Genomic DNA, 15653 nt, shown 5'->3' on the forward strand with positions numbered 1-15653 from the left:
GCGGTAATTTCCGAAGATAAAAAGACAACTCACATTATAAAAACAAAAACTCCGGATCAAAAGAGAATCCGGAGTCATAAAATAAGAAATATCATATATAAACATGCAGGTTTATTCCACAGGTTCAAGAATTAGGGTAAGTTTATTAAAATCTGCAGCACTGTTTATTACATCGCGATATTCTTCGTAACGTTCACTTTCAATAATGTTGATTCTATAATGCTCGTCTGCCGTAATATGAACTATGCCATCTTCAACATTGTAAAAAGATTTAAACGAAAGGATTTCCTCTCTATCTTTGGAATATTCCTTATCAATATTGATGTCGTCCAGATTGGCAAAGCGATAGCCTGCCGGCACTTCAATATTAATATTTCTATAGTAGCTCCTTTTGAATTCATTTTCCAAAGGCAGTACCCTCTCTTTTTCCTGATACAACTGGATTTGCTGACCAATAAGCTCTCCCACTTTAAAGAGGTACCTGTTGCCTGCCTTTTCGATAAAAGCATTGGATTTTATATCCAGCACAAGTTTCAGAGGCTTTATTCCGAATAGCTCAGGATCGTCGTTGACCAGCTTTTTATCGATAATCTCCACATTTTCATTCAGCCTCTTTCCAAAACTTTCCACGAAATTATCCAGATCTTCTTCTTTTACAAGATGGATAAATGGATGAATAAACATACCGTAGTACCCGCTAAGGGCGCGATCCAGTTTGATGTTGGTCGTAGAAAGGTCATTTTCTTCAAAATCTACATCTATTGTCATTTTATCAATAGTCTGATCTGCAGAAACAGGCTCAATATATTTTATTTCGCCAACAGCACTTGTAAAGTCGCCCACGGTAACTTCCTTTACAAACAAGCCATAGTTATCGGTAAGATATGCGGGAGGAAAACCGTACCTGGAAGAATTTTCTTCAGGAGAAATATACGCACCGGTATTTGGGAAATACAACATGCAGTCGGTTAAGAAATTGTTGGCTTCAAATACTTTGTCGAATTTAATATTCTGCCGGTTGCTGGTAAATACTACTTCATGAGGGATTTCCAGAGATTTAAGAACCGCTGCATATAATTTCACGATTCCTGTTCCATTAGCCACTTTTTGATCAAGAATTTTGTCCAGATCCTCTAATTCTTCTCCACCACCATCAGCAATGTAGACATTGGTTTTTATATAAAATTCCAATTTCCTTACCAAGGCTTCCTCTGTTTTCTCCGCACCCTTTGTGGCTTCAGAAGCAAACTTATCTATAGATTTCTGTGTTCGTTTTGAATGTTCAGGATAGTAGTAGGCATAGATATTCTGCGAAACATTTCCGTAAGAAGATATTCCGCTTACGTTTCCTGCGAGGTTCTTGTCAAGCTTATAAACTATAAAGGCTTTTGAAGCATCGTAAGCGGCAAGTTCTTCTTCCTCCAAACCCTCAAGTTCACTCATTCTTAACTTCCAGTGAAGTTTGTCCTCTGTTAATGTATCCTGCTCAACTTCCGGGGCTCCGTTGTAAGATTTAAATTTGAATACAAGGTTCGAAGGAGCGAATAAATCGAACTCTACATTCTCCTTTTTAAATGAAGACTGGAACGTTACTCTTTTCCCTCTATAGGAAGGATTTTGCTTTACTACATAATAGTATTCAATAAAACTTCCTTTTTCAATTCCTTCAAAGGCAAAATACTTATATTTTCTTCCTGTTTCTTCATCTGTAGCCAACAGAATTTTAGAATCATTCAATTCCTTTACTACTCCATCTTTTGTAATTACCCTGGCTTTATTAACCAGAAGTTCTGAAGTTAAAGAATACGGCAGGTAGACCTTGTTAAAACTTTCAATTTTTTCATCAGAATTTAGCCAGAGAACCCGATGTTCCATAGTAAACTCTACTAAATCGTCCTCTTTATCAAAAAGAAACTCAGTAACTACTTTGTTTTTAACTTCAATTATAGTTTCTGTACTATCCGGATTTACAGAATATTCCGGATTTTTATCCCAATTATAACTATTGAAAAATGACTCGCTCTGCGCCTGAACAATTAAAGTGAAAAGGAAAAAGAAACTGATGGATAGGATGTTTTTGATCATGATTTTGAATTGATTTTCTTTAAGATTATAATTTCCTGGTATGCTTTGTCCATCTCTTTTATAAGGGTATTTACCTCCTTTTGTTGTTTCAGGTCAAGAGTTAGAAAATTTAAATCGGCTTTATGGTTATAGATGATTTGATTGTTATCTCTAGTATAATTAATCGAAGCTGTTACATAGTCGTTGGAAAGCTGAACATTTTCCGGCAGGTACTCCAGCTCGTAACCTTCAGGTATTTCCAGAATTGTAGTGTAGTTGTAAGCACTTTTATAATCGTATTCAATTTCATGTTTACGATCATCTTCTGTTTTAAAGAAGGACAACTCTTTATTCAGATTCAGGTTTAAATAAATCTCCTCTCCAAAATTTTTGGCGTAGCCGTCTATCCCAAAGTTGTAATCCACAACAAAATTCTCGTCGTAACTGTACTTGTTGCTTTCTGAAAAATCCTTAATCAGAAACTTGTTGTTTCCTTTCTGAAACATTGCGTTATAAAATTCCTGATTTTTGGAGGCTGTAGAAATATTTTCCAGGTTGTGGAAGTAATCCAGTTTATAATAACCTGAAATTTTTGTGCGGGATTTCCCTTCCAGAGCATCACCTGCGAGCGTAATATGGGTGGTATCGACAATAGCGTTCCTTTTCGCAGGAATAACAGGCACTTCCTGAATCCTGAATTTGCCTTTACCTTCAGAAATTAAAGCTTCTTTTCCCTGTATAAAGGAAGATGGCAGGTCCATTGGCATAAACCTTCCTGTAGCATCAAGAAAATAGGTTTTTTCCTGATCTGTAAAAGATAAGATCATATGGTTGTCTACCATTGGAGTTGGCACTTCGCTATAGGAATAAGGAATGTCACGTGTGCCAATCCAGGTTAGGTTCCCCTGCAGACCGGCAATGGAAAGCATCTTCAGTAAGATACTGGAATTGTCTTTACAATCGCCGTATTTTTTCTGATACACATCATTTGCTTCCCGCGGAATAAAGCCTCCCAGGGCGTATTCAAAATCTATATATTTTATGTTATTCTGGGTCCAGTAATAGATCGCCTTTACCTTTTCAAAATCGCTTTCCTTACCGGCTGTCAAATCATTTACAAGCTTTACAAGACCTTCATCATCTTCTTCCTTGTTAATATTTTCCACCAGTGAGTAGTACCAGTCGTAAAGATCTGCAACATCATTTTGTAAATTTACCGTCTGCCCGTTATTGTTATATGAAGTAATAATTGGAATAATATGCGGAAGAATCGATTTGTAGTTGGGAGCCTGGCTCTCATAATCATATTCTTCTGTATTTTTTACCTCCCAGGTATAGATTTTATTCCCGCGTTTTTCTTCTTCAGAAAAAATTATTTCCAGGCTGTCGGTATTAAATTTTCGGAATTCGAAGTTGATATTCTTATCTGCTGTGATCGTAAATTTATTGTTTACGATTGGCGTAAAATCAGCAAAAAAGAACGGACTTAAAAAACGAGGATTCTTCACCTTTTCTGAATAAACCAGCTTCGTTTTAGATCCTTTTTCCAGTTTCGGATAAATAAAATTCAGTGACTTTGCATCATCATAAAAAGAACGGTCCAGATCGTCTTTTTCCTTATAGTTTTCCACCTTGTATTCCCTGTACTTTCCTCTTTCGAAATTGAGGGAATAAGCTTCAACCTCCTGCATTTCAAAAAAGGCAGAAAAACTTAAATCCTGTCCGGAATTATATGTGGCAGATTCGTCCAGGTACAAATCCTCCTCCACAAAGTGTTGTAAGATTTCAATTTCCCCATTTTTAAGCCCTACCTCTATTGCAGTCTCCTGATTCAGCCTAACAAGTTTGGCATTGGGATATTTGGTTTTGTAAGTATCAAATTCCGGTGAATACTGGGAATACCCTGTACATGTCGTTAATGCAACAATAAAAAAAAGAAGCTTTCTAGATGAAAGTCTTCGCAGAATGAACTTCTCCATTAAAATAAATTTCTTCTTTAATTAATTCCCCTTCAGAATTATAAGTCTTGGAGAGCCCTGATTTTTCACCATTAATATAATTGCTTTCCTCCTTTAAATTTCCGTTTTCAAAATATTCCTGATAGGATCCCTGTCTCGTATCATATTGATAATTCTCCTTTACCTTCACATTTTTGTTGGCGTAGTACGCTGTAGATTTTCCGTGGTATGACCCATGATGATAGGACATCTCCCTTTCTAAATCTCCGGTAAAGAAATACTCCTTATAATCATTGACAAGATTTCCGTTATCGTATTCCATGATGCGGGAAGGATTTCCGTTTCTGTAAAAAGCTTCAATCTTGCCTGTCTCATTTTCCAGTGCGATCATCGGCAACTCTTCACCATTTTTATCCAGGTAAGAATAACCAACCAGTCTTCCATGCTCATAAAATCTTACCAGCTGAAGTTCACCTGCTTGGCTATAGAACTCTTTTCTGCCATGTTCCGCATCATTTTCATACGTAGTCACCACATCAAGAGATCCATTTTTGTGATAACTTTTCCATGTACCTGAAGCTTTTCCGTAATCGTAGTAGTCTTCATCCTCTATCGAGCCATCATCATAATAATTTGTCATTTTCCCGTTCAGATTCCCAAGTTCGTAAGTGGTGGTCCTTTGTTTTTGCCCATTTTCATGATACCAATTCCACTCCCCATGTTCCATTCCATTGAGATAAGCACCTGTACCTCTCTTTCCACCATAAAAATTAAAGGAATTGTACTCCCCGTGTTTTACGCCATTAACAAAGGATATTTCAATTTCCACTTCTCCGTTAAAGTGTTTATCCACGACAAGGTACTTTCCTTCTTTAAGGTTGTAATCCAAGTTTTCGTATGCTTCACCGTCAACTGTGTAATAGGCCTCATTATGGAGCTTATCATATTCATAATTCATACTCCTGTACAATTTTCCGTCTACACCATAATATTCCTGCCTGCCGTGCATTTCTCCTTTATGAAAGAAATTTACAGATTCTGGTGTACCATCGAGATAATAGAAACGCCACTCTCCCTGCGCTTCTCCATCTTTATACCAACCCTGGTTCTTCATTTTTCCATTTAGATGATATTCTACAGCATAACCTTCTATAACATCATCCTTATAAAACTGCTCTTTAGCTACCTTGCCGTCGCTATAATATTCCACATATTTTCCCTGTAATTCATTATTTTCATAATTCCCTTCAGATTGTAAAACACCATTTTTTGTAAAGAATTTCCATACACCGCTTTTTCCTCCGGAAACATTATAAATTCCTTCTGTAGTTTGATTGCCGTAAGGAGAATATGCCATGTACATGAATTCACCGCCTTTTTTCTTGTCTTCTTTAATAACAGTTCCATTCTTGTCATAGAACCTGTAAGCTCTTATTTCTCCCTTTTTATAATCGTAGTCATAGTAAAGTTCTCCATCCTTATCGAAATATTTATACTCTCCTTCCAGTAAGCCACTACTATAATTCCCGATACTCTCAATATTGCCATTATCATAGTATGTAGTAAAAAGGCCATTTAATTCCCCGTCATCATACTGGCCTTCTTCCATTATCTTTCCATTGGGAAAATAACTCACATACTCTCCGATTGGTTTTCCTTCTTTATATTCTACTTCCAGGTACAGCTGTCCGTTTTGATGGTATTTTTTTTCGGAACCGTTTTGTTCTCCGTTAGCGTAAGCGGTTTCTGAAAATAATTTCCCGTTGGCATAGAATTCCTGTACAGCTCCTGCTACTTCATTATCTTTATACTGAATTTTAAATTCCGGAAGTTCCTCGCCCACATCAAAATACGATACAAAAAGACCTTCAAGCTTTCCTTTGCTGAAGTATTTTTTCTGAAGCAGAGCTCCCCGTTCATTATAATATAAATATTCCCCATCAAGTTCGTCTTCTGCAAAACCGGTTACAATGTTTTTCCGGTTGTTTGGATAATAGGTGACGTTCTCTCCGCTAAGTTTATCCTCCTTAAAATATGCAGTTTCCTGCAGCTTACCTTCAGCATTGTAAACGGACCATTTTCCGGTTTTCTGACCATCCTTGTCAAAAGAACCAATGGTCGATAATTGCCCATTTTCACTATAGATTTTCCATTCACCGACATTCTTTTCCTTATTCATTTCGCCTACAGATTGTATAGCAGAATTTTCATAGAAATACTTCATTCCGGTTTCTCCTTCACCTGGTTTTTCATGAGCATCAGCTAAAAAAGAAGTCCACTTGGGTACAAAAGCTTCAAAAAATTCAGTAACATCACTGCTGTTCTTATTAATTACCTTTTTGTAATCTTCATTTTTAATAGAATAAGCGAGGGTATAAATAAATTCATCAAAAAGATCATTATTTGCGATCCACTGATAAGCCGGCAAATATACATCAGACCAAAAATCTCCATCTTTGCTCTTTATATTTTTGAGCTGCTCCAACATGATGTGATTCTGTTTAGCCAAAGCGATATTTACCTTATTATCAATCTCATATTTGTCACTTAAAGCGATCCTGTTATTCAGAATAAGGTCGGTTTCACTGAAGAGTTCTTTACCGGCTATCTGAAGGTCGGGATCAGAAATGTTCGGATTTTTTGCTGCTGCAATATTATTAAGAGCTTCCAGGGTACTGTATGCATTTTCACCATCTGGTGCTAGAAGCAGGTACATGTTATAACTCATTAACGCCTGAGTCATCATTTTTTGCCGATAGAGAATATCTCCCAGTTTAGCATGAGGAGTAGTAAAGGTAGGATTATAAAAAATAGCGGTTTGATAGGCTTTAACAGCATCTTCTACCCTGTTCAGCTCTTCAAGTACAATCCCTTTATTATTCCACAACATTGCATTCTTCGGAAAAAGCGCAATAGCTTCCTCATAATTCTTAAGCGCCCCTGCATAATTATCCATATTAAGTAGAGCTACACCTGCATTTGTGTACAACGAAACAGCGTCATCCAGACATTTTTTCTTTAATCCTTCTTCTGCAGCGGTCAATGCGTCTTCATAACGCTCTAGCTTAAGATAATAGTAGGATTTGGAAACCAGAACACTGCAATAGCTGGAATCGTTTTTATTTATTCTGTCAAGAATATCTAAAGTTGTATTGAAATCCCCTTCCTGTGCACTTTTAATAGCAAGTGGAGAAAGCTCGGACAGATCATTAAAAGGTATTTTCTCCTGAGCAGACACAAAATTTACCACAACAAAAGCGGCAAAAAATAAAATTTTTTTCATCGGACTAATATATAAAATAATCTTAAATTTTATATAAAATGGATCAAATCAGGCTATTATTTTACTGTTACAAAAAGAACTTAGAGGGCTTTTTTAAAAAACCATGGAAAGGATGTTGCTTTCTTAATATTTTGTTAACCACAATCAGCCCGGAAATTTTTCTGAAATTGATACTTCGATAAATGAGCTAGCCACGGAGCATAAAAAAATGCTACAAAAACAGAAATATCCCTGTTTTTACAGCATTTTTAATTTTTATAAAGACTTCTACTTGTTCAGTCCGGTTTTAATATATCCTGCTAATTCCAGCGTCCTTTTTGTCTGGTGTTTAATGGCTTTATGGATTTCCTGGTTCAGATTATCCTTGCCGGCATCTGCACTCACGCCATATGGGTTACCTCCTGCTGCAAACATCACTTCATTCGTGTAAGCCGGCGGTACTGCGATAGCACCCCAGTGGAACATCGTTTTGTACAATGCCAAAAGCGTACTTTCCTGCCCACCATGCGGATTCTGAGCACTCGTCATTCCGCTCACGACCTTATTTACCAGTTTTCCCTGAAACCATAGTCCGCCCGTCATGTCAAAGTACGATTGCACCTGTGACGGCAGACTTCCATAACGGGTAGGCGCACTAAAAATAATAGCATCTGCCCATTCCAAATCATCTACAGCAGCAGTCTGCACATCCTGAGTCGCTTCTATATGTTTTTTCCAGTCTTCATTTTCATTTATTGCTTCCTGCGGTGCAGTTTCTTTTATTTTAAGAAACTTCACCTCTGCACCGGCTTCTTCCCCGGCTTCAGCCGCCCACTTGGCCATTTGATGGTTTGTTCCTGTAGAGCTGTAATAAATCACAGCAAGTTTAACGTCTTTCATAACTTGTTTTTTTGGTTTAAAGTCCTTTAAAATAAGGTTAAAATCACAAAAATTTGATAAACAAATTATAAAATATACTAAAGCAGCTTTTTCTCCAGGAAAAAATTTGAAATGACCTAAAGCAATTTATTGTTGAACAGACTGAATAAATAATGCTGAATCCTCAATGAAAAATGAAATCAGACTGTTTGAAATACAAAAAATAGAAACAGCAGAAGATTATTTCTTCCGCATCATATTTATTAATTTCGCCGAAATTTTCAAAAGCCATAATGAAAATCGCCCGGAGAATAGCATTTTTTCTTTTTATAGTTCTGCATTTCTCCTTTCTGATGGTTAATTTTTATCACGATTCCAATCTTTTTCTCTGGACAGGGCTGCTTTTAATAATCTCCGTTTTAATTGGTGTTGCCTATTTCAAGGCTCCGCGGGAAGATGAAGAACATTTTTTTGAAGATCTCTATAACATTGTATTTGTTGTTATAGGTTGTATAATTACATTTTTCCTGAATCAGAAGATTCAATTAGGACCGGTTCTGGCCGCTGGTCTAACAGGAACTGGCGCTTCTTTTATTCCCAATTTCTTTAGTCGGAAAACGAACTTTATAAAAGAAATTCCTGCTGCAATTTATTGCGGCGCATTTTTGGGAATGACAGGTCCGGCGGTAAGCGAGAGCTGGATCTTCATTATTCCTGCTGCCGTTATCTCGGGAGTTTTCTACATTTTTTCAAAAAATATTTTTCAGGGCTACGGTGGCAAATTAGGTTCAGTCGCTTTTGGCGGAGTAGTAATAACCTCATCAGTTTTATTCTTTTTTTCCGCATGAACACCTTCACTATACTACTAACAGGAGCCGCCGGGGCCACATTAACATACCTGGCAAATCACCGCTTCAGGATGGGTGCGGTAAGAGCTTCTGCCCTGCTATCCCTGGTGGTGGCTTTAATTTTCTATGTATTTCCCAACCTTCTTTCTTCCTATCTTACAACACATATTCCCCTGGTATTTATGGGCAGTAGTTTTATAGGAATGGTTTCAAGAAAAGTGATGGAAAATATTGTACTACTGGTTATTTCGGGAATTATTTTTTCTTTAATTTACCTAAATTCAGGTCAGTTTTTCGCCGGTTTTGGAGGCGCTTTGGGAACAACTGCCTGTATTTCCGTTTTAGTTTCTGCAGGCCTTGCTGCAATTCAAAAAAGCAGGCCAATTAAAAAAGTTAAACAGTTTAGAAAAAGAAGAAAAGATTAGTATTCGTGAAAAGACATATGCTGATAAGCCGTCTGTAAATTTTGCCATTTTTGCTGAAGTGGCTCACCTTTTTCCAGAACCTTCATACCCAACTTCGGAATAATTGCCGCTACAGAGTGATAGCAAAATTCTGAAAGTTGTAAGCCAATGCTACTTACCTCTTTTTCTAAAGGATCTTTTCCGTCGAGATGATTCTCCCAGCTTTTTTCCAGTTTTTGATAAAAAGCTTCGGTTAATCCCGATTTCTGTTCTGAAAATTCTCCTATTTTTCTTGCTACATATTTATAGCGATCCGGCTGAAACTGTTGCCAAAGCTCCTTTTTCTCTTCGAGTAATCCTGAAATTGAATTCCACACCGCCTCACTTATCCCACAAACCACCGGCACAAAACATGCCCTCGCAAAAAGTAAAAAAGGATAAGAAGCCAAGGGGTAACCTGATTGTCGCGGATTTTCAGCAAGATTGAAAAAATCTGAATAAGGAATTTCAGCCTCTTCAAGGATTATAGAATGACTGCAGGTAAGCGGCAATCCCACTGCATTCCAGTCGGGGTCGATATTTGCCAATTTTCGGGCTACAACAAAAGCTGAAATCTCACCGTCCTTCTTTGTTACTCCGGTGTACATCGATGCCTGTTCACTGCCGCTACAATAACTCCATTTGCCGCTCACTTTGTAGGTGTTGTTATCCATCTTAAAAGCTTTTCCGACTGGTTTTCCGCTACCCGCAACCAGCGCATTTTTCGGACTAAAATATTTTTCGGCAGTTTCAGGATGCATGTAATCTGCAAAATACGCCCCTCCCACTCCTATTGCCAGCAGCCATCCCCAGTTTCCGTCCAAAGCAGCAGCATTTTCTATCCATTTGCTGCCTTCAGGTAAAGGAAGGGCGAGTCCGTTATAGGGTTTCCCCAGGAACATTTTAAATAAATCGGCACGGTAATGTGCCGCTAAAGCTTCAGCATTTAATTTACCCTGGGGTTTTTCATTTTCCCTTCGGAAGAAAAAGGAAAACGCATGCTGATTGTCCTTTATCCATTTTTTATCTGAAGTTTTTATGGCTTCAATTGCCTTCTCCCACATGAGATATTCATTTTCATTTTTTACAATGCTAAGGAATAAAAAAATAGAAACACTTTGCTCAGGAATTATTAAAACCTCAAAATAACATTACTAAAAGTCCAGAAGCATACCAAAATTAACATGTTGTTATAGAAAGCTTCAGAGTATCTTTTTGTGAACCTGAGGGATTATCACGAAATTGAAGAAAAGAAGTTTAATTAAAAGCCAATAAAAATGATTCAACTTTCAGCAGAAGAGAACGTAGTATACACGATTGCAGAAGAAAAATTAACCGATGAGGATTACAATAAGATCATTCCTTTTCTTCAGGAAAAAATCAGGTCATTTGGGAAAATACGTTGGTACTTTGAGATGCAGGATTTTGAAGGTTGGTCTTTGAGTGCTATGTGGCGGGACGCAAAATTCGATTTTGAGTATAACGAGAATATGGAAAAAATCGCCATGGTGGGAGCTGATGAATGGGAAAAAGGCCTTACCCAATTGATGAAACCCTTTGCCAAAGCCGAGGTTAGATTTTTCGAAATTAACGAAAAGCAAACAGCAAAGACCTGGATTAAGGAGTGAAAATTAAACTCTGTTAGCCAATTCTTATGTGGTAAGATTCTTCAGAAAAAATTAGAAAAAGAATAACATTTGTATATACAAATATTGTTTAAACATGAACTATATTCGTAATTCAAATACTTCATTTTATGGGAAATTTACTTACAGGATTGCACCACGTTACCTCCTTTGCATCCAATCCGCAGAAGAACGTGGATTTTTACGCCGGCATACTCGGACTTCGAATGGTTAAAAAAACAGTGAACTTTGATGCTCCCCATATTTATCACCTCTACTATGGCGATGAACTTGGGCAGCCGGGAACTATCCTCACATTTTTTCCTTATAATGGGATTGGCAAAGGCCGCAAAGGGAATGGACAGGTGACGGTTACCTCCTTCTCTATCCCTGAAAATTCGCTGGAATACTGGATGCGTCGTCTTGACAAATTCAAAGTTTCCTATCATAAACCTGTTCAATATTTCAACAAGGAAACTTCTATATATTTTGAAGATAATGACGGGATGGGAATCGAACTTGTTGCTAATAATAACGATAATCGTCCGGGATTTTCCTACGGACAAATTCCGCAGGAATTTGCAGTAAAGGGATTTTACGGGGTGACGATTGGGCAAAGTAATCCCAAAGCAACATTAGCACTTTTAACTGAAGAAATGGAGCACAAACAAATCCTGGAACAGGACAACAGGATACGACTCACAACTACAGATAGAGCCGGAAGTTATGTAGATATTGTTACAGATGCCACTGCACCCAGAGGTTTAGGTGGTGCGGGAACTGTGCATCACGTAGCTTTTGCCACGCCGAATGACGCTACGCAGCTTGAATTCAGGGAAAAATTGCTGAAAAACGGAATCTTAGAACCTACTCCTGTACTCGACAGGCAGTATTTCCATTCGATCTATTTTCGGGAGCCGGGCGGAGTATTATTTGAAGTAGCGACCAATGATATTGGTTTTACTATAGACGAAACTGAAGAAGAACTGGGTACAGAATTGAAATTGCCTTCCTGGGAAGAGAAAAATAGAGCCGCGATAGAAAACGGACTCGATCCTATTGAAGCTAATATCGAAAAATTCAGAGACTAATGCACGACTATAATATTACAGAACGAGGAGTTGCTCTTCAGGAAGCAGAGCATGCAATAATTCTGCTTCATGGTCGGGGTGCCAGTGCAGAAGATATTCTTCCACTCGCGAAGGAATTCAGCATTAAAAATTGCTATTTGGCTGCGCCGCAAGCCACTCATAGCACATGGTATCCCACAAGTTTCATGGCTGAAGAAGAAGCAAACGAGCCGTGGTTATCTTCAGCGGTAGATGTTGTAAAACGGCTTATTGACGAAACTGCTGAACATATTCCGCTTAACAAGATTTACGTTATGGGTTTTTCACAAGGTGCCTGTCTTACTTTGGAAGTTGCCACCAGGTATGCCAATGAATACGGAGGAATTGTAGCTTTTACCGGCGGACTTATAGGCAAAGAATTAAAAACCGAACGCTATAATGGCAATTTTAACGGAACGAAAGTTTTTATAGGATCGGGAGATAAAGATCCTCACGTTCCGTTATCCAGGATCAAGGAATCTAAAGAAATATTAGAGAAAATGGGAGCCTCCGTGCAAATGGAAATCTACCCTGACCGCCCTCATACCATTACGATGGATGAGATCAATAAGGTTAATAAGCTCCTGTTTTAAAGTGTCGTGTGAAATTTGCCAATTATCGGGCTAAAACTGAGCTGTTTTTAATAATTTTTCTCTTAAGAGCCAGACCTGTCAGGTTTTCAAAACCTGACAGGTCTAAAAACAGTAGTACAAAATTGCCATTTTGAGAGGTGCACCAAAAACTGCAAATATCAAACATCAGGAAATCTAACGATATACTTAGATAAAGATTCTAAAGTCTGTCTCCTTCAATCCTGCGAGGTTTTGACAACCTCGTAGGTCTGGATAGACTTCTATTTTCTAAAGTAAAGTTTATCTACAAGGTCAAATAGGACTTTGCAGGAATTTCTCTTTCTTACAGGTATTTCTAATAGCAAAAAAGTTTAACCCAAAATTTGCCAATTATCGACCTGCTCTTGCGGAATCAGTTTGAGACCAAAAATACGAGGTTTTAAAAACCTATGAGGTCTTTTTAGAAGTGTAGGCCGAAATTTGGCAATTATCGACCTCTTTTGTGAAAATGATCTTTTCAGAAGAAAAATGAGTTCTTTTACAAGAAATTTTTCAAATTAAATGCCAGACCTGTCAGGTTTTAAAACCTGACAGGTCTCTCCAGATAACAGTGTACGCGCCGGAATTTATTAGAAAATTCGGACGATAGTCCGTATCTTTATCTTCTTTAAAACCACACAAAATGAAATTAAAACCCCTAAAATTAATCGGAATTTTTGCCTTCGCATCAATCACCACATTGACGCAGGCACAACAAAACGACCAAAACCAAATGGATAATACACTGCTGCAGGAATGGGACGGACCTTATGAAGGAGTGCCCGATTTTGATAAAATGGAGGTGGATCTTATAAAACCTGCCATAGAAAAAGGCATGCAAATGCACCTGGCTGAAATTGACAAAATTGCCAGTAATCCAGAACCGCCTACTTTCGAAAACACGATAATTCCTATGGAAAAAGCCGGAGAAGCTCTGGATCGCGCTTTTACCTATTACGGTATTTACAGTAGCAATGTTTCCAGTCCTGAATTTAGGGAAGTTCAAAAAGAACTTTCCCCTAAAATTTCAGAATACAGTTCAAAAATTTCTCAAAACGAAGCTCTTTTTCAGCGTATAAAAAGCGTATACGAAGAGGCTCAAAAAGATTCCCTGGAAGCTGAGCAGCAAAGGACCATTGAGCTTATCTACAAGGATTTTGAAATGAGCGGCGCAAACTTGAGTAAAGAAGACAAGGAGCGATATGCCGAAATTAATAAGGAACTTTCCAGGCTGTACACTCAATTTTCGAACAATGTACTGGCCGAAGAAGAGAATTACGTAGTTTATCTTGATGACAATCAAATTAGCGGATTACCGGAATCTTATGTGAAATCTGCAGCTACGGCCGCAGCTGAGCGTGGGCACGAAGGCGAATATGCCGTTACAAACACCCGCTCTTCTATGGATCCTTTTTTAACTTATTCTGATGAAAGAGAACTCAGAGAAAAAGTCTGGAGAAATTACTACTCGCGTGGTGATAACCAGGATGAGTTTGATAATAATGAAGTTATTTCTCAAATTCTGAAGCTAAGGGACGAGCGTGTAGAATTAATGGGCTACGACAATTATGCGCAATGGAGACTGCAGAACAGGATGGCTAAGAATCCGCAGAACGCCATGGAACTTATGGAAGCCGTTTGGCCGGCGGCGCTTGCCAGGGTTGAAGAGGAAGTAGCAGATATGCAGGCGATTGCAGATAAAGAAGGAAAGAATATTACAATCAAGCCCTGGGATTATCGCTATTATGCTGAAAAAGTGCGCCAGCAAAAATATGATCTGGACAGCGAAGAAGTAAAGCAGTATCTGGAATTAGGAAATCTTACCCAGGCGCTGTTTTTCACTGCCGGGGAATTGTTTAATTATAATTTCTCACCTGTAGAAAAAGGTACTGTTCCGGTTTTTCATGAAGATGTGAAAGTTTGGGAAGTGACCGATAAAACTACCGGTAATATTGTAGGTTTATGGTACCTCGATCCTTACGCACGGCAGGGAAAACGTTCCGGAGCATGGGCTACTACTTATAGAAGTGCTACCGAGTTAAAAGGAGATAAACCTGTTTTATCTTCAAACAATTCCAATTTTATTAAGCCCGCACCGGGAGAACCGGTTTTGGTTTCCTGGGACGATGCTGAAACTTTTTTCCACGAATTCGGGCATGCACTGCATTTTCTTTCTGCAGATGTAAAATATCCAACTTTACAAGGTGGCGTAAGGGATTATACCGAATTTCAATCTCAGTTACTGGAGCGTTGGTTATCTACAGATAAGGTGATTAATCAATTTTTGAAACATCACGAAACCGGGGAAGTTATTCCGCAGGACCTTGTTGAGAAAATCAAGAAAGCTTCAACATTTAACCAGGGATTTGCTACTACAGAATTCTTGGTTTCTGCACTTATGGACATGAAATATCATACTACAGATCCTGAAAATATTGATCCCAGGGAATTTGAAAAAGAGCAGTTAAAGGAGCTTGGAATGCCGGAACAAATTGTAATGAGGCACCGTTCCCCACATTTTGGCCACGTATTTTCGGGTGAAGGTTATGCTACGGGTTACTACGGATATTTATGGGCAGACGTTTTAACCTCTGATGCTGCGGAAGCTTTTGCTGAAGCTCCGGGAGGTTTTTACGACAAGGAAGTTGCACACAAACTGGTGCGTTTCCTTTTCGCCCCCAGAAATGCCATGGATCCCGCGGAAGCATACAGGAAATTCCGCGGAAGAGATGCCAACATAGATGCTTTGATGAGGGACAGAGGTTTTCCTGTGCCTTCAGATTCTAAATAAACTTCAGTTAGTTGAGCTGAATTTGAAATTAAAAAATCCCGTTCTGAATATTAAGAGCGGGAT

At 38.3% G+C, this 15653-nt stretch carries 11 protein-coding genes; 6 read left to right on the forward strand and 5 right to left on the reverse strand.

Annotated features, from left to right (window positions below; all coding sequences use genetic code 11):
• Positions 1-111: 111 nt before the first annotated feature.
• The 4 genes from RM545_RS13965 to wrbA all read right to left on the reverse strand — a co-directional run bounded on the left by RM545_RS13965 (position 112) and on the right by wrbA (position 8184).
• Positions 112-2085 (reverse strand): DUF3857 domain-containing protein, encoded by a 1974-nt coding sequence (locus RM545_RS13965; protein ID WP_311495902.1) that lies wholly within the window; start codon positions 2083-2085, stop codon positions 112-114.
• Positions 2082-4043 carry a DUF3858 domain-containing protein gene (locus tag RM545_RS13970; protein ID WP_311495903.1) on the reverse strand — a complete coding sequence of 654 codons (1962 nt, stop codon included), beginning with the start codon at positions 4041-4043 and terminating at the stop codon, positions 2082-2084. The genes RM545_RS13965 and RM545_RS13970 overlap by 4 nt, the downstream gene beginning before the upstream one ends.
• Positions 4009-7305 (reverse strand): tetratricopeptide repeat protein, encoded by a 3297-nt coding sequence (locus tag RM545_RS13975; RefSeq protein WP_311495904.1) that lies wholly within the window; start codon positions 7303-7305, stop codon positions 4009-4011. The genes RM545_RS13970 and RM545_RS13975 overlap by 35 nt, the downstream gene beginning before the upstream one ends.
• A gap of 267 nt (positions 7306-7572) precedes the next feature.
• Entirely contained in the window at positions 7573-8184 is a 612-nt protein-coding gene (gene wrbA / locus RM545_RS13980) for an NAD(P)H:quinone oxidoreductase (protein WP_311495905.1), read from the reverse strand.
• Between the two features lie 272 nt (positions 8185-8456).
• Between wrbA and RM545_RS13985 the strand changes: the two genes are divergently transcribed.
• Together RM545_RS13985 and RM545_RS13990 are read left to right on the forward strand one after the other, a co-directional pair.
• Entirely contained in the window at positions 8457-9011 is a 555-nt protein-coding gene (locus tag RM545_RS13985) for a hypothetical protein (protein WP_311495906.1), read from the forward strand.
• The gene (locus tag RM545_RS13990) at positions 9008-9436 is read left to right on the forward strand and encodes a hypothetical protein (protein ID WP_311495907.1); all 429 of its coding nucleotides are present in this window, start codon (positions 9008-9010) and stop codon (positions 9434-9436) included. Before RM545_RS13985 ends, RM545_RS13990 begins: the two co-directional genes overlap by 4 nt.
• Here the strand turns inward: RM545_RS13990 and RM545_RS13995 are convergent.
• Positions 9433-10518, reverse strand: a complete 1086-nt coding sequence (locus RM545_RS13995; protein WP_311495908.1) for an acyl-CoA dehydrogenase family protein — start codon at positions 10516-10518, stop codon at positions 9433-9435. The two genes, RM545_RS13990 and RM545_RS13995, sit on opposite strands and share 4 nt — an antisense overlap.
• 213 nt (positions 10519-10731) lie before the next feature.
• Between RM545_RS13995 and RM545_RS14000 the strand changes: the two genes are divergently transcribed.
• The 4 genes from RM545_RS14000 to RM545_RS14015 all read left to right on the forward strand — a co-directional run bounded on the left by RM545_RS14000 (position 10732) and on the right by RM545_RS14015 (position 15590).
• On the forward strand, positions 10732-11082 hold the full coding sequence (locus RM545_RS14000) for a SpoIIAA family protein (RefSeq protein ID WP_311495909.1): 351 nt from the start codon (positions 10732-10734) through the stop codon (positions 11080-11082).
• 128 nt (positions 11083-11210) lie between these two features.
• On the forward strand, positions 11211-12170 hold the full coding sequence (locus RM545_RS14005) for a VOC family protein (protein WP_311495910.1): 960 nt from the start codon (positions 11211-11213) through the stop codon (positions 12168-12170).
• Complete coding sequence (locus RM545_RS14010; RefSeq protein ID WP_311495911.1) at positions 12170-12781, forward strand: alpha/beta hydrolase; 612 nt, start codon at positions 12170-12172, stop codon at positions 12779-12781. The genes RM545_RS14005 and RM545_RS14010 overlap by 1 nt, the downstream gene beginning before the upstream one ends.
• Positions 12782-13442: 661 nt before the next feature.
• Positions 13443-15590, forward strand: a complete 2148-nt coding sequence (locus RM545_RS14015; protein ID WP_311495912.1) for a M3 family metallopeptidase — start codon at positions 13443-13445, stop codon at positions 15588-15590.
• Positions 15591-15653: the final 63 nt, after the last annotated feature.

The organism is Autumnicola lenta, assembly GCF_031846515.1.
GTDB classification, from domain to species: Bacteria; Bacteroidota; Bacteroidia; order Flavobacteriales; family Flavobacteriaceae; genus Autumnicola; species Autumnicola lenta.